Origin of the sequence: Emergencia sp. JLR.KK010 (assembly GCF_037018265.1) — a bacterium.
In the GTDB taxonomy this organism is placed as follows: domain Bacteria; phylum Bacillota; class Clostridia; order Peptostreptococcales; family Anaerovoracaceae; genus Senimuribacter; species Senimuribacter intestinalis.
Genome location: NZ_CP143550.1, coordinates 2379131 through 2396950, shown reverse-complemented (window position 1 = coordinate 2396950; position 17820 = coordinate 2379131). Strand labels below are relative to the sequence as shown.

General features: G+C 41.7%; 23 protein-coding genes. 21 read left to right on the top strand and 2 right to left on the bottom strand.

Annotated features, from left to right (window positions below; genetic code table 11):
* Positions 1 to 12 precede the first annotated feature (12 nt).
* From udk to V1225_RS11445, 15 genes are all read left to right on the top strand, one after another.
* Positions 13 to 642 carry a uridine kinase gene (udk, locus tag V1225_RS11515; RefSeq protein WP_160202767.1) on the top strand — a complete coding sequence of 210 codons (630 nt, stop codon included), beginning with the start codon at positions 13 to 15 and terminating at the stop codon, positions 640 to 642.
* Positions 639 to 1673: a hypothetical protein gene (locus tag V1225_RS11510; RefSeq protein WP_338546504.1), complete on the top strand. Its 1035-nt coding sequence runs from the start codon at positions 639 to 641 to the stop codon at positions 1671 to 1673. The genes udk and V1225_RS11510 overlap by 4 nt, the downstream gene beginning before the upstream one ends.
* A 21-nt stretch (positions 1674 to 1694) precedes the next feature.
* A complete protein-coding gene (locus tag V1225_RS11505) occupies positions 1695 to 2603 on the top strand; it encodes a DMT family transporter (protein WP_160202769.1) in 909 nt (302 codons plus the stop codon).
* A 148-nt stretch (positions 2604 to 2751) separates the two neighbouring features.
* The gene (locus V1225_RS11500; RefSeq protein ID WP_251632328.1) at positions 2752 to 3153 is read left to right on the top strand and encodes a hypothetical protein; all 402 of its coding nucleotides are present in this window, start codon (positions 2752 to 2754) and stop codon (positions 3151 to 3153) included.
* Between the two features lie 171 nt (positions 3154 to 3324).
* On the top strand, positions 3325 to 3873 hold the full coding sequence (locus tag V1225_RS11495) for an SAF domain-containing protein (protein ID WP_160202771.1): 549 nt from the start codon (positions 3325 to 3327) through the stop codon (positions 3871 to 3873).
* A gap of 12 nt (positions 3874 to 3885) precedes the next feature.
* A complete protein-coding gene (locus tag V1225_RS11490; protein ID WP_160202772.1) occupies positions 3886 to 4632 on the top strand; it encodes a hypothetical protein in 747 nt (248 codons plus the stop codon).
* The gene (locus V1225_RS11485; RefSeq protein WP_160202773.1) at positions 4611 to 6062 is read left to right on the top strand and encodes an ATPase, T2SS/T4P/T4SS family; all 1452 of its coding nucleotides are present in this window, start codon (positions 4611 to 4613) and stop codon (positions 6060 to 6062) included. The genes V1225_RS11490 and V1225_RS11485 overlap by 22 nt, the downstream gene beginning before the upstream one ends.
* Positions 6055 to 6999 (top strand): hypothetical protein, encoded by a 945-nt coding sequence (locus tag V1225_RS11480; protein ID WP_160202774.1) that lies wholly within the window; start codon positions 6055 to 6057, stop codon positions 6997 to 6999. The genes V1225_RS11485 and V1225_RS11480 overlap by 8 nt, the downstream gene beginning before the upstream one ends.
* Before the next feature lie 14 nt (positions 7000 to 7013).
* Complete coding sequence (locus tag V1225_RS11475) at positions 7014 to 7607, top strand: hypothetical protein (RefSeq protein ID WP_338546503.1); 594 nt, start codon at positions 7014 to 7016, stop codon at positions 7605 to 7607.
* A 30-nt stretch (positions 7608 to 7637) separates the two neighbouring features.
* Positions 7638 to 7796 (top strand): hypothetical protein, encoded by a 159-nt coding sequence (locus tag V1225_RS11470; RefSeq protein WP_160202776.1) that lies wholly within the window; start codon positions 7638 to 7640, stop codon positions 7794 to 7796.
* Positions 7797 to 7798: 2 nt separating this feature from the next.
* Positions 7799 to 7948 (top strand): hypothetical protein, encoded by a 150-nt coding sequence (locus V1225_RS11465; protein WP_201759595.1) that lies wholly within the window; start codon positions 7799 to 7801, stop codon positions 7946 to 7948.
* Entirely contained in the window at positions 7945 to 8346 is a 402-nt protein-coding gene (locus V1225_RS11460; RefSeq protein WP_161909320.1) for a hypothetical protein, read from the top strand. Before V1225_RS11465 ends, V1225_RS11460 begins: the two co-directional genes overlap by 4 nt.
* Positions 8343 to 8699, top strand: coding sequence for a hypothetical protein (locus tag V1225_RS11455; protein WP_338546502.1), 357 nt, complete (start codon positions 8343 to 8345; stop codon positions 8697 to 8699). The genes V1225_RS11460 and V1225_RS11455 overlap by 4 nt, the downstream gene beginning before the upstream one ends.
* Before the next feature lie 78 nt (positions 8700 to 8777).
* The gene (locus V1225_RS11450) at positions 8778 to 9272 is read left to right on the top strand and encodes a peptide deformylase (RefSeq protein WP_161909321.1); all 495 of its coding nucleotides are present in this window, start codon (positions 8778 to 8780) and stop codon (positions 9270 to 9272) included.
* 99 nt (positions 9273 to 9371) lie between these two features.
* On the top strand, positions 9372 to 10214 hold the full coding sequence (locus V1225_RS11445; RefSeq protein WP_160202780.1) for a DUF5688 family protein: 843 nt from the start codon (positions 9372 to 9374) through the stop codon (positions 10212 to 10214).
* Between the two features lie 63 nt (positions 10215 to 10277).
* On the opposite strand, the gene V1225_RS11440 is transcribed toward V1225_RS11445, so the two are convergent.
* Positions 10278 to 11000, bottom strand: a complete 723-nt coding sequence (locus V1225_RS11440) for a NifB/NifX family molybdenum-iron cluster-binding protein (protein ID WP_160202794.1) — start codon at positions 10998 to 11000, stop codon at positions 10278 to 10280.
* 138 nt (positions 11001 to 11138) lie between these two features.
* Between V1225_RS11440 and V1225_RS11435 the strand changes: the two genes are divergently transcribed.
* From V1225_RS11435 to V1225_RS11415, 5 genes are all read left to right on the top strand, one after another.
* Positions 11139 to 12143, top strand: coding sequence for a hypothetical protein (locus tag V1225_RS11435; RefSeq protein WP_251617074.1), 1005 nt, complete (start codon positions 11139 to 11141; stop codon positions 12141 to 12143).
* Between the two features lie 318 nt (positions 12144 to 12461).
* Positions 12462 to 12833: a hypothetical protein gene (locus V1225_RS11430; protein ID WP_161909324.1), complete on the top strand. Its 372-nt coding sequence runs from the start codon at positions 12462 to 12464 to the stop codon at positions 12831 to 12833.
* Positions 12826 to 13863 (top strand): hypothetical protein, encoded by a 1038-nt coding sequence (locus V1225_RS11425; RefSeq protein WP_161909325.1) that lies wholly within the window; start codon positions 12826 to 12828, stop codon positions 13861 to 13863. Before V1225_RS11430 ends, V1225_RS11425 begins: the two co-directional genes overlap by 8 nt.
* 311 nt (positions 13864 to 14174) lie before the next feature.
* On the top strand, positions 14175 to 15059 hold the full coding sequence (locus V1225_RS11420) for a LysR family transcriptional regulator (protein WP_161909326.1): 885 nt from the start codon (positions 14175 to 14177) through the stop codon (positions 15057 to 15059).
* Positions 15060 to 15139: 80 nt separating this feature from the next.
* On the top strand, positions 15140 to 15853 hold the full coding sequence (locus V1225_RS11415) for a phenylalanine--tRNA ligase beta subunit-related protein (RefSeq protein ID WP_338546498.1): 714 nt from the start codon (positions 15140 to 15142) through the stop codon (positions 15851 to 15853).
* A 63-nt stretch (positions 15854 to 15916) separates the two neighbouring features.
* Here V1225_RS11415 and V1225_RS11410 read toward each other — a convergent pair whose 3' ends face one another.
* Entirely contained in the window at positions 15917 to 16948 is a 1032-nt protein-coding gene (locus V1225_RS11410) for a YeiH family protein (RefSeq protein WP_160202786.1), read from the bottom strand.
* Between the two features lie 160 nt (positions 16949 to 17108).
* Here V1225_RS11410 and V1225_RS11405 point away from each other — a divergent pair, with 160 nt between their 5' ends.
* Positions 17109 to 17498 carry a thioesterase family protein gene (locus V1225_RS11405; protein ID WP_161909328.1) on the top strand — a complete coding sequence of 130 codons (390 nt, stop codon included), beginning with the start codon at positions 17109 to 17111 and terminating at the stop codon, positions 17496 to 17498.
* The last annotated feature ends 322 nt before the right edge of the window (positions 17499 to 17820 follow it).

Below are 17820 nucleotides of genomic sequence, written 5' to 3'. Positions count from 1 at the left end.
TGCAGAAAATAGATGAAGAATGTAATCGTAATAGGAATTGCAGGCGGTACCGGATCAGGAAAGAGCACGCTGATTCACAAGATTAAAGAACAGTTCAGTGATGAGATCACCATTCTCAGTCATGATTTTTACTATAAAGCCCATGATGATATGACCTATGAAGAGCGGTGCCAGCTGAATTACGACCATCCGGACGCATTTGATACAGATATGATGGTTGATCATGTGAAAATGCTGAAACAGTGGAAAAAAATTGAGAGACCAGTGTATGATTTTACTATTCATAACAGGGTAGCTGAAACTGTGCCGGTTACTCCTTCTAAAGTCGTCGTAGTGGAAGGCATTTTAATCTTTGAAAATCAGGCGCTTTTAGATCTTTGTGATATTAAAGTTTTCGTAGATACCGATGCAGATGTGCGGATCATCAGAAGGATTCTGCGCGATGTGAAGGAGCGGGGAAGAACACTGGATTCAGTGGTAGCTCAGTATCTGACGACAGTAAAGCTGATGCATGAGCAGTTTGTAGAGCCGAGTAAGAAAAAAGCGGATATTATTGTTCCAGAAGGAGGATTCAATGTGGTGGCGCTGGATATGCTCAATCACAGAATCCGGGCGTTATTGCAGGAGGAAGATAAAGTATGAACGATCTGAAGCTGGCTTTATTGGGCTTTGGAAATGCCGGACAGGCATTTGTAAAGATGCTTTCAGAGAAACTTCCGGAGATTCAAAGGATTTATGGCAGAAGTGTAAAGGTTACCGCCATTGCAACAGCCTCCAAGGGAACGATTATCGATGCAGGTGGTATTGATCTTTTACAGGTCTGTGCAGATATAGAGCATTTTGGAAAGTTTGCAGATGATACACTTGGACTTTGTCATAAGGATGCGCTGGCAGTTATTGAAGAAGCTGACTGTGATGTAGTGTGTGAGCTGACGCCGCTGGAGATTTTTACAGGACAGCCTGCTATCGATCATATCAAAATGGCTTTTGCGTGTGGTAAGCATGTGATTACGGCTAATAAAGGACCGGTTGCATGGGCTTTTGACGAGCTGAAATCGCTGGCAAAAGAGAAAGGTCTGTGCTTTTTCTATGAAACGACGGTAATGGATGGAACACCAGTATTTAATCTGGTGGAGCATACACTGAAATTCTGTCAGGTGACAGAGGTTTCCGGAATTCTAAACAGTACCACTAATTATATTTTGGAGGGACTGGCACAGGGAAAGCCTTACGATGATGTTATTGTTGCGGGCAAGAAAAAAGGATTTATTGAAGCAAATCCGGCTATGGATATCGAGGGATATGATGCAGCAGCAAAGATTACGGCGCTTTTAAATGTTCTGATGGATGCAGGGCTTACACCTTCGGAGGTAGATCGGACCGGAATTGAGAATATTACTGTTTCCGATATCAAAGAAGCGGCTTCACGGGGAAGGGTCATTAAACTTCTTTGCAGAGGCTGGCGGAAAGACGGCAGGGTGTATGCCAGCGTAAAACCGGTGGAGGTTGAGATGCAGGATATGCTTGCAACTATCGACAGTACTACTTCCGTGATATCGATTACAACAGATTTGATGGGTAAACTGTCTGTGATTGAGCATGCACCTGAAATCGAGCAGACTGCATACGGTATTTTCGGTGATGTGATAAGGGTATTGGATACAGAGAAATAAACAAAAAAGGATGCGATTGATTTGAAAGAAAAGATTACAGAAAAGAAATGGTTCCTGTATGCACTGGTGCCTGTTTGTGCGCTGATGTGGGGAATGTCTTATTTAGGTACATCGGTTACATTAAATCATCTGGAAGTGATGGAACTTTTGGCACTTCGCTGGACAGTATCAACTGTGGTATTTCTGGTTTTGATTGCACTTCGCATAGTGAAGGTGAAATTTAAAGGGAAAAATATTAAGCTGTTGATATTGGTTGGAATTTTACAGCCCTGTATTTATGCAACGTTTGAAACGCTGGGGGTAAAATATACCAGTACATCGGAATCTTCAATCTTCATTGCGACGATTCCATTGATGGTTCTCCTTATCAGTGCAATTGTCTTGCATCAGAAAACCAGTAAGAAAATTATTGGTGCTATTATTCTGGCTTTCGTCGGTGTGGTTGTTTGCGTATATTTTTCACCGGAGTTTTCTGTAGGTGGAAAAGGAATCGGTTACCTATTCCTTCTGGCAGCGATTATTTCTGGTGCGCTGTATTCTCTTAGCAGCAGCAAAGCTTCGGAAGAGTTCGACGCACTGGAGGTTACTTTTTCTATTTCTGTTATGGGCGCAATCTGTTTTAATGCAATTAGTTTTGCTATGGGCAATGGTGTACGCGGATATGCACTTTGCTTAAACGATATGACTGTCTTAGGTGGCGTATTGTTTCTTGGTATTTGCTGTTCTTGTCTGAGCTATTTGATTTTTAACTACGTCCTTGGAAAGCTGCCGGCAACAATCGGCACCAATTTAGTTGCTAATTCAGTCACTGCAGTAGGTGTGCTGTCGGGTTGTCTTTTTGCAGGCGATCCTTTTGGCTGGTATACTGTTGTGGGGGTAGCCCTGACCATTACAGGCGTGTGTCTTGCTTCTACAGGTAATCCGGATTAGAAAACAATTTATCAATTTTATAATGGTAAGACACTTTGTCAGTTTTTGATGCAGGGTGTCTTTTTCTTTGTCATTTTTGATGGAAATGTATTGACATAATCTGTAAATTATGGTAAAAAATAAGCAGAGGTTTCGGAAAGAGGTGATTATGTCAAGAGAATGGCAACAGACAAAGTATAAGGAGTATGTTATGCCTGATGCAGTGTATTATCAGAGCGTTTGGGCAGTCAGAGATTTGGAGAGAATGGAAAACAGATTGGCAGAGCTTGAACAGGAGGAAATAGCCGGAGGCAGAAGTATTGTCAGTGATAGAACAAGCAATTTTGTTTTATATCGGCCAACGGAGGAAAAAGCCGTAGAGAGGGCTGTGCTGCGAGAAAGGATTCGCGGCATTCATGCGGCGCTGAATATGGTGCCAGAGGAATATCGTTCGTTTATTCTGAGCAACCTGATTCTCAAAAATACCGGAAAGGCATTTCCGAACAAACTGTGGAGGTACTGGAAACAGAGGTTTCTGTATACGGTCGCAAAGAATTTATCTATGATGTAAGATGTTTTGGAAAAAAATTTAAAAAATGTTAAAAAAAGTATTGTAAGGGGAGAAAAAATGTGCTATTATGATATTACGGATAGATAGAGGTGAATGGAAATAGACCGAGGGCCGCCCATAGGGCGGTCCTTTTTCTATCCTTTTTTATTTTGAAAAGAAAGGAGGTTTCCTTTGGACAGAGGAAAACGAATCATCGGTATCGTGCTTATTGCGGTTAGCATAGCAGCGCTGGTTACCTGGGAAAAGTGGGGCAAAGCGCAGTTTCTTTACGATGAGGTGCTAGTGTGCAGTAAGAATGTGGCAAAAGGCACCATTTTGCGAGAGGATATGTTTCAGACTGTGAAGATGAAAGTATCAGAAAAAGATTTTATAACACCGGGGGAGAAGAATTCGCTGGTTGGAAAAGAGGCGGCAGCCTTTATTCATAAAGGTCTGCCCCTGTTTCAGGAATATTTTATTCAGGTAGAACTTGTGTCCGGCGCAAAAGAAGGAAAATACGTTTTGACAGTACCCGAAGAGTGGCTTTATGCATTACCTTCATCACTTCGACGAGGAGACGATGCGTATTTTTTTCTTGGCAGCGGACTTGTAACATCTGCACCGGTGCGCCTTGTCGATAAAGAGAATCACAGTGTAGAAATTGTAGTCACTGATAAACAGGCGCAGCAGCTGTCTAAAGCGGCAGAAAGCGGGGAAAAGATGATACTGGTATATCATTAGAAAGGAGGACAGATGAAAAAAATAATTGGATTTTTTGGCGGCGATAATCAGGTGGGAACGACCATGATTGCGCAGTCTTTTGCAGAAGTGCTGCAGCAGAGGGGAAACAAAGTGCTCTATCTGATGGGAAGCGGCAAGTTTGGCGAGGAATTTTTGCCGTTGAGCAGCAGGCATTCCATCGATGATTTAAAAGCTTCGATTCGAAGTGGAAAGGTGACTGCAGAGGATATGTATCAGAATTTGGAAGAGGTCAGAGGATTATGGGTACTGCCCGGCGTGAGAAACCAGCTCGCTGCCGGGTATTTTACTGAGAACACCTTCGAAGTACTCCTCTCTGAGATAGGAGATGATTTTGATTATACAGTTATCGATGGTGGCAGTGACGCAAATCTTGGTATTACCATTTCAGCTCTAAATACAGCGGACCACAGATTTTTTATGACAACCCAGCAGTCCAAATCTATTCGTAGACTGATTCTGCTGCAGAAGAATATCGTGCAGCCTCTCGGGAAGGGAGGAGATTTAGTAATCAATAAATATTTGAAAGATCCGGCGCTGCTTTTGAAAAACGATATTTTGTCGCTGTGTGAAATAGAGGAGGCTTTTACGGTGCCTTATGTGGAATACGGCTGGCAAGCAGAGATGGAAAATAAAAGCCTGCTGCGCTATGGAAAGTTTGCACGAGGAGTTGAAACTTTAGCGGATGTCTTTGAACCGGCAGGGAAGAAGGAGGGGATATGGAAAAAGCATTTTCTTTAGAAGCGTATTTGAGCAAAGTTTTGCACAAGGAGGAGTCGGATGAGATAGAGCCGCTAGCGCGATTTCGTCAAATTTGTTCCATTGTGGAGGCAGAATTTGACAAGGAATGGGACGAAACTGACGATATGGCAAAGAACAGAAAGCTGGAGAGGGAGAAACGGGCTATGATGGGATTTTCAGCAGAGACTGCTTTTTATAAGGAAAAAATTAAGGAGATTTTGAGAGAGAAAAAACTGACAGATAGCTGGTATCCGCCGTGGTATCCGGATTTGGCGGAAGGGATTTTTGCAGAAACTTATGGTCTTTCCGGTCTTGCGCCTTGGGCTTACGACATGGATGAAAAGTACAGGCAGTCTTCATCAGCAAAACTGATTGGAGATAGACTTTACTGCCTCATTGACGGAAAATCCCAGCTGCAGCCTCAAAGGATTCCCGGAAGGAGAAGAGAGCAGCTAAAAAGAACTCTGCTTTTAGCGACTCCTTATGAGAGACTGGAATACGGCTTTCATGAGGTGTACTTGAACAACGGAATCAGAATTACCATTTATTCCGGAGATAGAACCAAGGAGGGGCAGGATATTATGGTCTTTCGTAAATATATTCTGCCGGAGCTTTCCTTTGAACATTTAGCAAAGATTGGCACCATCCCCAAAGCAGCAATTTCACTGTTTTACAAGATGATAGAAATTGGATTTAATGTGCTGTTTTCCGGACAGGTCAGGTCGGGGAAGACTACTTTTATGCAGGTTTGGCAGAAGTATGAAGATCCGAATTTGGAGGGACTTGCTATCGCCACTGATCCGGAAACACCGTGGCATGAGATTATGCCGAAGGCGCCGATTATGCAGCTGGTTGCTGATGGAGAGCGCCTTTCTTCCATTACAAAATCACTTCTTCGTGGTGACAATGATTATATATTGCTGGAGGAAATGCGCGATGGGCCAGCCTTTTATTTGGCACTGGATATTACATCGACGGGAACGACCAGAAGTAAGGGAACCATTCACGATAACGACGCAGTCAATGTACCGTATAAAATGGCATCCAAGATTTGTCAAAGTTATGGCGGCGATATGAGAGAGGTGATTGCGCAGGTATACAAAAATTTTGACTATGTGTTGGAACTTTCTCAGGTGCCTGAGGACAAATCGAAGAAGGTGCTGAAGGGAATTTGGCAATATTCCTATGATGTGAAACAGGATAAAGTTGCTGCAAAAAAGCTGTGTAGCTACGATTTTTTTGAGAAAGTATGGCGTTGGAATCCAAATCCTTGTCTTGAGAAAGCAGAGAAATATCCACAGCTTGCAAAAGAAATCAAAGAGATGAACCTTTTGCTGGCGCAGCTGGCAGCGAATATGCCGATGGCAGAATCGGAGGCAGAAACGCTGTTTCCTGCTTATTACCAGACAGAAGGAGGCACCTGTGGATAAGATTTTGTATGTGCTGTTCTTAACAGGGATTTGTATTTGGCAGCTGCCAGCATTACATAGCCTGTACATGACTTTTCGCAGCAGAGTATATATTAGGAGAAATCTAAAGAAAGTTACAAGCGAAAATCTTTTTCTGAAAAGAAGCCCTTTGGGACAGCATCTTGCGCTGGTCATTGAAGGAGCGGAGACAGAAAAATTTTTCACAAGTTTAGAAAATTTCTATCTGATTAGCCTTATTCTTGGGGCAGGGAGCGGATTAGCTGCTTATCTTGCAACAGGTCCTTTTATGGCGCTGCTTTGTGGGATTTTTATGGGGCTGCTACCCTATACTATTCTCATGGCAAGGCTTTACGGGCGTCGGGTTTCCCGCTCAAAGGAAGGAGACGTACTTTTGCAGGAACTTCTCAACAACTACAAAATTCATGATTTTAATATCAAAGAAGCCATCGAAGTGACAGCGGCGGAGCTGGATAAAGCGCCAGAGTCCAGAAAGCTTTTGCTGCAGCTGGCAAAGGGATTGCAGAAGTCTGTCACTAAGGAGGAAGTGGATCAACATCTTACAGCTTTCCGCTATGGAATTGATACGGCATGGGGTAATGCCCTTTCTACCAATATCTTCTTCGCCTATCTATACGGTGTTCGAGTCGATAACGCATTGGAGGATTTGCTCGCCTCGATGATAAAAAGCCGTAAGGTAATCGAGCATGGAAAAAGGGAAAATAACGAGGCTAAGCTGATTTTGAAGTACTTAGCACCGGTTAGCTTTCTTTTGACCGTGGTGGGTGCGTGCAGGTATTTTGGCTTTACGCCGACAAAATTTATCCGGTATCAGTTTGGCACAGTGTTGGGACTGCAGTGGTTTTTAATTATGACCATGATGTATTTGGCTAGCCTGCTACTCAATGTATTTTTGTCTAGAGAGAAGATGGACATTTAGGAAAGGCGGTTACGATGAAGATAAAGACAACGCCTTTATTTAAGGCGCGAAGACTGGCAGCATATACAAGCAAGATGTTGCCGGAGCTAGAAACCAAGGGAAAACAGCAAATTTTAGCCAGGTGGCGACTGTTTCAGAGCCAGAAGATGGAGCGAGAGATTTATAGCAGCTGCATTGTACTGAAAAACCTGGCTATGGTGCATAAGGATCTTCCCATGTCTGCTGATTTTATTTTGGAACAATTAATGGAGTGCAGCGGAGCGCTTCAAAATACTTATGCGGATATTCTGTCGGCATATCGTCTTGGACAGGGGGAGGAAGCCTTTCGTATTCTTACTGAGCAGGTGCCGCTAAAAATTGCAGCAAACTTTGCTGCTGTTCTTTCTAAAATCGATAAAATCAATCCGGCGGAACTGATTGTGCATATGACCGCTTTTGAGGAAGCCCTGATGGGAGAGCGTATGACCAAAGGTATGAGCAAGGCAGAAAGAAAGAGTCTGGTTACCACCATGGCAGCGACTGCGACCATTTTTTCGATTTTGTTGAATTTTACTATTGTAGTTGTGTTTATGAATACGCTGCAGATGATCGACCAGATGTTTTATTGAGGAAGAGCAAGTTAGTCAGAAAGGAGAGAGATGAAAAATTTAATTATTATTATTGGAACAATTTTATTGGGTGTTATCATTGTCAACACTATGGTTTTAGGCGAAGGCGAAGTGTCTTTGAAGGAAGCAGCCCAAGGAGTGGTGGAGCAGGGTGTTGAAAGCATTGAGTCCATGGAAATCGGAGAATAGCAATGAAGGATTTACTGATTATTGTAGGAACTATGGTGCTGGGATTCTTCCTTTTTTCAATGATTGCAGGGGATAAGGACAGTTTGAAAAGCGCCGGCAGTGCGGTTATGGAAAGGAACATAGAATTGTATCAAGAGGAGTGCGGCGTGTGAAGAATTTAATAACATCGGTGGCGAGTATGCTGTTGCTTCTGGCAGTTCTCATGGAATTTACGCAAAGCCAGCTTCTCTATGTCAAGATGACTGCAGCAGATCAGGCAGCCGCCGCTTTTCGGGATATGGTGAAGGTGGACGGCTGCATTACTGATACCAGTGAAAGCTGGCTGCGTCAAGAGCTGGCAAAGGTTTTTCACTGCGCGCAGGAAGAAATTACACTTAGGGGGACAAGAACACCTGTAGGAAGAGGACAGCTGACTTCGTATCAGGTGGAGGTGAAAGTGAAACCTGTTATCATCATGGCAAAATTTTGGAATATTGACAGTGAAAGAAATTATTTTGAATATCGGCTTGATAGAACGGTAGTAAGCGAGCGTGAGGTCGATAGTCCATGAAAAATATGATGATAACCATGTCGATTTTACTCTTTGTTTTCACGATCCTCGGATATCAGCAGCAGTGTAACCACATTCTGAGAACCAAGGCATATTTAAGTGAAGTCTCAGCAGAGGCGGCTTTTGCGGGGCAATACGCTTTGAAGCAGGGCGCATCAAAGATTTCGGCGAAGTCTGCAGCGGTGAGTGTCATTGAGAAGAATCTGCGGCAGAAGTCTGAACAGGCAAAGTGGCATATCGAATGCAGTAAAACTGCAGCCGGAGAATGCAGGGTGATAGTTTTACTTCAGATTGAGGATTTGCGTGTCAGCGCGGTTAGAAGGAGTGCCAGCTCTGCAGGTGGGGCAGAGTAGGCAGATTGCATTTACAGATGCAGTATGGTAAAATATGTATCAAAGAAATCTGAAAATAATGTAAAAGAGGTGAAGAACATGATAAAAGATATTTTGCTTTTGGGTGATCCGCGGCTTTATGTGACCTGTACAGAGTATCGAAAAGAGAACTTGAAAGACATCGAAACTGTCGTTTCCGACTTGCATGACACGATGATGGAGTACAAGAGAACCCATGGAGCCGGACGTGCCATTGCGGCGCCGCAGATTGGCATACAGAAAAGACTTTTATATATGTATGTGGATAACCCACAGGTGTTCATCAATCCAGTATTGCATTTTCCTACAGAGGAAAAGATGACAGTTATGGACGACTGTATGTCATTTCCGGGTCTTTTAGTCAAAGTTGAACGGCATAAAGAGTGTATCATTTCATATTACGATATGAACTGGAAAAGACAGGAAATGCACTTGAAAGGAGATTTATCAGAACTGATTCAGCACGAGTTTGATCATCTCGACGGAGTTCTTGCAACGATGCGAGCCATAGATGAAAAATCCTTCTTTTATGGGAATATTAACAATTACAGATAAGGTATAGCAATATACAGCAATACACAGTTTATGAGACGAGTAACTGCCTTGAAATTCATTTGAATTCGGGCAGTTTTTTCGTGGAAAAGGAGAATAAAAATGAATTATATGCAATTTAAAGAAGAAGTTATCAAAAATATTAAAGGATATTTACCGGAAAAATACTGCGAATGGGAGCTTAAAACAGAGATGGTTTATAAAGTCAACGAGCCTTTGGAAGCACTGATGATTTTCCCAAGAGGAGAGAAAGGCGCATCGACCATGCTGTATCTGTACAGATTTTACAAATACTATCAAAGCGGACAGCCCTTTGACAGTGTTCTTAGAATGATTGCACTTGAATATCTTAACGGGCTTGCCCATGTAGATGAAATGAGCTCTTTTGTAGACGAAGGAGAAAAAAAGGAAAATATCATTTACGAGCTGATTAATACGGAGAAGAACGCGGAACTTTTGGCTCGTGTGCCTCACAGACACTTTTTAAACCTTTCTGTTATTTACAGGCTTATGGTGGATTTACCTGACGGTACTTTTAACAGCGCAGTTATTACGAATAATTTGGCGCAGAACATGCGGCTATGCGAAGAGGAACTATACAAAATAGCTTCAGAAAATACAAAATATCGAATGGAACTTCGGATTTCAGGTATTCCGGATATACTTTATATGCTGACCAATCATAAGAAGACCATGGGCGCTTCTGTGATTTTGTATCCAGGTGTTTTGGAAAGCATGGCGGAGGGATTTCAGTCAGATATTTATGTGCTACCTTCTTCTATTCACGAAGTGATGCTTGTTAGGGACATGGGACAGAAAGTCGATGACCTGAAAGAAACGGTTTTGAGGGTTAATGGAAGATTTGTGGACAGGGATGAATACTTGTCTGATTCGGTTTATATTTATCGTAGGGAGGAAGGAAAACTAGATATTGCAGAAGAATAAAGGACTGCTTTGGGGGTATTATGACGAAAGCAGTCCTTTTGTGTAAATTGTAATAAGTAAACCTTAGTGATGGCAGGAATTTCCGCCGCCGCAGGTGTGACCTTCGCCGTGATGGCTACACTGTACATTGGAATTATATACCAAAGTACCGTCGACCAGTGCCTGGACAGCTTCGTCAGCAGAGCCAGATACGCCGCCGTAAAGTCTGATTCCAGCTTGTGCCAGCGCATTTTGTGCGCCACCGCCGATGCCACCGCAAATCAGTACATCGACACCGAGATTTTTCAAAAATCCAGCCAGAGCGCCGTGACCGCTCCCAGCAGCATTTTCAATGGAAGAAGAGAGGATTTTGCCGTCTTCGACTTGATAAATTTTGAAGTTTTCGCAGTGACCGAAGTGCTGATAGATTTGCCCGTTTTCGTAAGTGATTGCAATTTTCATCGTGGTAGTCTCCTTTGTAATAGTTGCTGTTTTTTTGTTTTTATGACAGATATCATAGTTGCCTCCGCCGATGAGCAGTGGTTTTTCATGAATCAACGCATCTGCTAGCTTGTATCGTGCGGACTCGTAAATGTTAGTCACCGTAGGTCTTGATACCTGCATAGAAGCGGCGCACTCTTCCTGGGTCATACCCAGATAATCGATGAGTCTAATGGTTTCATATTCATCTACGGTCATGGTAACGCAGGAAAGTCTGCTGCAGCATTCTGGTTCATAGCCTGCCGGAATAAAGCCTTCGCTTGTCGGCATGGTGTTTACCATTCTGTTTTTTCTGGGTCTCGGCATGGAAGCTCCTTCTGTCATCATTATTAGCATATGTTATTTATAAAAGTATTATAACAGGGTTTTGAACATATGTCAATAAAATGCGAACCTGTTAGCAGTTGGTATTAGTTTAAATTCAAATGAAATAAGAGGGAATATATGAAAAGAAAAGTAATCAGTGTATTTTTTATTGGATTGTTGCTTTTGGGAAACAGCAGAGTTTCTTTTGGAGACACAGAAAAAATCATGTATGCCAAAGAACAGACCTGGCTATATAGTAGTGGGCATGAAACTGCAAGATATGCGGTAGTGCCCATTGGAAAAAACCAAAAAGTAGCCACAAAAGGTCTTGTAAAGGCGATTTTATCTGGCGGTAGAAAGGTCTACTATTATGAGGTGGAATGTTTGGGACAAATTCTTTATATTCCTCGATCTAAGGTGAGTTCCAGAAAACCAGCTAAACCTGTATCAATTCGATATCTTTTTAAAGAATTGAAAGTAGACGATAAAATAAAAATTCATGACAGACCAAGCATTTTAGGCAAAGTTTTAAAGACAAAGGACCGCAGCATTTATACTATCGGACAGGCTGGAAATTGGTATGTTGTTTATATTGAAGGAAAAATCGGTTATATTCGAAAAAATTCGGATTCCATCAAAAATGTCAGAAAACCTGATTATATTCCGATTAGGATTTCTGACAAAGAGTATCCTGATACAGCAGAGCGAACCAATATGAAAGAAAGAATTTATTTGCAGTATGCACAATTATCTCAGAAAATTCGCGAGAGATTGATGCAGCGAAATGTGGAAATTTACTGCAAGGAACATTTTATAGAGCCTTTTGAAGGAAACGGAAGTTTGGGATATACAGAAAGTCGACCTCACAAGGCTGTAATCTATTTGAAAGATGAAGGGATTGAGTTCAGCTTTATCCATGAAGTAGGACATGCTGTCACCAGGTATTTATTGAATGAAGATAAGGACTTGGATAAACTGCTGCTGGAGCAAAGGAAATTGAAGTTAGAGCCATATTATGCAAAGTCCATGTCAGAATGGGCGGCTGAAATTTTGCGAGTACTGGTGAAATCTCCAAAAGAATTGAAAGAAAAGGCCCCTAGATCCTATTTGTTTTTAATGCGACAGGTGCTGAACGTATATTAAATCCGTTGCATGTTGCCTAAGAAACGGGAGACACGAAAGCTATATATAATTTTAAATAATGAAAGGAAAAGAAAATGATGACTGCGCTTTGCGCACTTGTATTAACGATGGGGGCTACTTCAAGCAGTTTTGTGACGGAAGGAAGCGTGCAGAGTACATAAACTTAGCTAGAAAAAACTATACAAGCAGAGAAGGGAGGGTAAAGAGACAGCAGAGAAAGTTTAAACTAAAGGGAAAACTGGTATGGTCAGTGTGCCGCTTAGCAGGAAACATGTTGCAAGTTTGGCTGTAACTGTGGAGGCAGAGTAGGAGGATAGAGTGAGAATAAAAATCTTAAGAATGGATTGCTTCCTGTTTAGTATACTGTTGTTTATTTTAACGATGGCTGCCCCGGTTTGTGCAGTAGAAAAAAATATGCAGACAGAGACCGGAGGATATCTTAATCTTCCGGAAAGTAAAAGTGTTTATATACAGGATACGGTGGAAATTCAGCCGGAAGAGATTCCAAAGAATGAATCTGAAAAAGAAGAAAGCATGATTAACTCAGAACAAAGAACAAAGCAATTAGGTAGAATAATAATTCCAGAAACAGGAGACTTACAGTCCTTGGGAATTTACCTTTTGGTTTTGTTTGGGGCAGGTGATGTTTTCGTAACGATTTACAAAAGGAGAAAAGAGCAGGATGATTAAAGGTGCATTACAGAAAAATTTAGGTGTCAGAGTAGTTATCATAGTACTTACTATATGTGTTTTATTCTGTCTGCAGGCCAAGATAAGCTATGCAGGCACAGCAGAGAAGATGTATTTCAAGAAAGCAGGCTTTAGTAGTTATTACAAAGGTACCCAGTATAGCAATATCCTGGGTGTTTATGGAGAAGGTGAAGGTGTGGCAGTATATGGGAGAAGCAGGCACAAAGATAAAGATGGAAAGATACGCACCTATTATGAAACCCGCTTTTTTGGAGAAAAAACATATATTGACGGGAAATTTTTAACCAATATAAAGCCAGAACTGAGTTATACAAGCAGTACATATTTTAAAGAACTAATCTTTGATGATGGGGTGATGGTTTATGATAGCCCCTGTAGAAACAGTAGTGGCAGAGAATATCAAGAAAATGCCATTTGTACTATTGGGCAAACGAAGAACTGGTATAAAGTATTTGTGAATGGAAAGACAGGTTTTATTTCTAAGGCAGAGAAAGCTATTATTGATGTACGAGCTGTGGAATTTCCTTTGAAAATAAAGCAGCCTATGGAGAAAGAAAAAAATGTTAGAAATCGTGTGAGGTATCAATATGCAATGCTTCCGCAGAAAGTGAGGAAACATTGCAATCTGCGAAGGTTACAAATTACCATAACACAGAAATTACCAAATGATGCTTTTGAAGAAGCAGGTTATAGTGGGTATACAACTAGTCGACAAAAAAGACCAAGAATTTATTTGAAGGAAACAGAGAGACCTTATTTGTTGGAAGGCAGTTTTTTTCATGAGGTGGGACATGTCATGACGAGACTGCAGCCAGAGCTGTTAGATGGTACAGGTAAATCATTTTTCTCTTGTTTCTCAGAGAGAAGAAGACTGAATTTGGGAGAACACTATCAGACGCAGACAGAGTATGCAGCAGAACTCTTTGCGATTTATATGATGAAGCCGGACTGGCTGTCAATTGCCGCCCCGCGCAGCTATGCTTATATTGATTCTATTTGTAAAAAATAAAGGCAGAAATAATATTGAAGCCTAGACATACGAGGAGAGGATTAAAATATTTAAAAAGAAAAAACGAGACCAACTTCCCTATTTTGATCTCGCTTATGGGTAGACATCGTCGGCATAGTAAAACATGACAGAAGTGTTTGACTTGCTATGACGATTAAAGCACATAGAGAGCTTGGATTTTCTCTTGCACTTGTTCTTCGAGAATAGTATAATCGAAAATAGGGTAAATGTAAAACGAGAAATTGTTCACTGAATTTGAAGAAAAACTTATACCCCCCCTCTTTTGCTTGTGGGGAGAAAGGAGGACGAACATGCCGAATCCGAAATATGAAGCGGCTTTAGCTGTAGTAGAAATGGGCAGTTTGAAAAAGGCAGCTGAGAGTTTAGGCTACACACAAACCGGTGTCAGCTATCTGATTAATTCTTTGGAGGAAGAACTTGGTGTAGAGTTGTTTGTTCGCAATTATGGAGGTACAGTGCTTACTGCAGAAGGAAAACTGCTGCTACCATATATTCGCAGTGTATGCAATTGTGAAAACCTTCTGATGAACAAGGTCCATGAGATAAAGAATTTGAGTTCTGGGTTGCTGCGAATTGGGAGCTTCAGCAGTGTTCATACTAATTGGCTGCCTGCCATGGTAAAAGAGTATCAGAAGCACTATCCGGGAGTAGAGGTCGAGATGAAATGCTGTGACGATTATGATAGACTGGAGGAAATGATTTGCTCAGGTGAAGTAGATTGTGGCTTTGTAGTCCTTCCTGCAAAGAAAAAGATGAAAGTGACGGAATTTTATGAAGACCCGGTGGTTGCAGTCGTCGGAGAGAATCATCCTTTAGCAGATGAGCCTTGCTTTCCTGCCAGCAAGCTGGATCAGTATCCATATATTCAGTCTTTGGTAAGTTCGGAGCGAGAAGTAGATGACATCTTTGAACGTTATGGCAAGAAAGCAGATGTTGCATATCGAGTAGATAACGACTTTACTATGTTGTCTATGATTAGTAGCGGGTTTGGATTTGCGATTTTTCCAGAGCTGTTGCTTAGACACTTAAATTTTCCCATTTTGGCGAAGTCTTTTAATCCACCGGAAAGCCGTAAAATCGGATTTGCGATTAGGGCGGCAGGTCCAGCATCCAGTGCAATAAAAAGTTTTCAGGAAACTGCAGAAGCTTGGCTTGAGGAATGGATGGTGCAGTAAGTTCGCAACTGGGAGTCTTGACAGGTCGGTTCAGGTAAAATATACTTGAATCAACAGAATGAAAGGAAGGTTTACCAACGATGAAAAAGCTAATTTGTAAAGATGATTTCTGGGGATTATTTCCGGACTGTAAAATTGGAATTGTAATCTGTAAGGGCATTACCAACGAATATCATAATGATGAGGTAAAGTATGAGGAGCTGATTCGAGAAGGAGAACGGAAAGCTTTGACGTTTTTGACAGAACCTAACTTCACAGATAACAGAGTGATTAAAGTCTGGAGAGAAGCTTACATGAAGTTTAAGACCAAGAAGGGCGCAAGATGTGCCATCGAAGCTTTGATGAAACGTATTTCCAAGGAAAATCATCTCGGAACAATTAATCCGATTGTGGATATTTATAACAGTGTATCTCTGAGCCATGCGATACCTTGTGGCGGCGAGGACATAGACTGCTTGGAAGGAAATTTGCTGCTGACGAAAGCTGATGGCGATGAAATGTTTTATGTCATCGGTGGAGAAAATAATGAACCTCCGCTTCCAGAAGAACTGATCTACAAAGATGATGCTGGTGCTGTTTGCAGATGCTGGACCTGGAGAGAGGCTGAGCATACCATGCTGACAGAAAAGACAAAGAATGCGATGCTATGCTGCGAACTTATAGATTTAGAACGGTATGAAGAATTGATGGAAGTGTTGACTGACTTGAAACGAGAAGTAGAGTCAAGACTGGGAGGCGTATGTGAAATTATGATTTTAGATAGAGAGCATCCAGAGGCAATTCTGGAAGAATGAGTATTAAAAAAGCACGTCTTTGCAGATTGGCTGCATGTAGGCGTGCTTTTACTTTTTATATATTTACCAAATACCCATCATATGCTGTAAAATCAAGCTGACTCCGGTAATACTAACCCAGCAGCAAAGTCCCATAATCAGTGGTTTACCACCGGTTTTGATGAGCTTTACGATATCAGTATTCAGCCCGATTGCTGCCATGGCAAGGACAATAAAGAACTTAGAAAGTTCTTTGATTGGAGCAAAGAACTCTGCGGAGATACCCGCGGATATTGCAAGCGTAGTAATGATGGACGCGCCGATAAAATAAAGGATAAAGAACGGGAAGATGCTCTTGATGCTAACACTTTTTCCATCGGCAGATTGTCCCCTTTTCGTGCGCATAAAGGCAAGTACTAAAGTGATTGGGATGATTGCAAGAGTACGCGTCAGTTTTACGGTGACAGCTTTGTCGAGAGTAGCAGAACCGAGGCTCCACATGCTGTCCCAGGTTGCAGCACAGGCTGTAACTGAGGAGGTGTCATTGACTGCAGTTCCTGCAAAAATGCCAAAAGCTTCTCCTGAAGTAGTATCAAAGCCAATAGCATTTCCGAAAGTAGGGAAAATAATTGCAGCAAGGACATTAAAAAAGAATATGATGGAAATAGCCTGAGCAACCTCTTCGTCATCTGCTTCAATAACTGGAGCGGTTGCTGCAATGGCAGATCCGCCGCAGATTGAAGAGCCAACGCCGACTAAAGTAGAAATATTAGCTGGCGTTTTCATGATCTTGTGCAAAGTATAGGAGATAATTAACGAGGTTGCAATGGTGCATACGATAATTGGCAAAGACTGCTTGCCAGTTTCAACAATTACGTTAAGATTCAGCCCGAAGCCTAAAAGAATTACTGCCCACTGCAGAATTTTTTTAGAGGTGAACTTAATACCGGGTTCGAAGCTGCCTTTTTCTTTGAAGAAAAGTGTGACGACCATGCCGGCTAAAATAGCAATTACTGCACCGCCAATAATCGGGAATGCTTTGCCGGCAAACCAAGATGGGATAGCGAGTGCAATACACAGTAGTAAACCTTTTCCGTTCTTTGTATAGAAGTTCATATAAATCCTCCTTGTAGATGTCATTAGCTAAGCAATTATACCTTAAAAGCGAAAAAATGTAAATGAGAATCTTTGGTATATTGTTGCAGTCAGCAAGCAATTAAGATATACTAATAGAAATAAATAGGGACTTGTACCAAATAATAGGAGGATATTAAACATGCTGGAAAAGGGAATTAAAGGCTCGCAGGAAATAAAGGTAACTGCTGAAAATACAGCACTTACTATGGGAAGCGGCACGTTGGAGGTTTTTGCAACACCGTCTATGATTGCACTGATGGAAAAAACTGCATGGGAGAGTGTGGCACCATACCTCGGAGAAGACGAAGGCACTGTCGGAACCCTGCTTAACGTAGCACATCTTTCCGCAACACCACTTAATATGGTGGTTCGCTGCGAAAGCGAACTTGTGGAAATTGATGGACGTAAACTGGTATTTAAAGTGGCAGCTTATGATGAAGCGGGTTTGATTGGAGAAGGCACCCACGAGAGATTTATCATAAAAAATGAGAAATTCCAGACAAAAGCCAATAGCAAAAAGGCCAAATAAGAAACATGATTGTAGTAGTTACAGATGTTTCAGCTGTTATCATTGGAGAAAGCTTGAAAATCGAGCGGCGCTTTGATAGGATTGCCCAAAGAGTTGAAGCGCGTTTTGATGTCAGAAGTGATTCATTGTAGAAAGTATTTCGACAAGAGATATAAACTCTTGTCGAAATACTTTTTTTGTAAAAACCGGCCACGTGTTCGATGCGTGGCTGGTTTTTTAAAGGAAGGAAATAACGAGACAAGCGTTTACACCATCGGTGAAGTCAAGAATTTATATGAATACGCACTCTTGCCATCCTATATGTGAGACGGGCTTTTTAAAC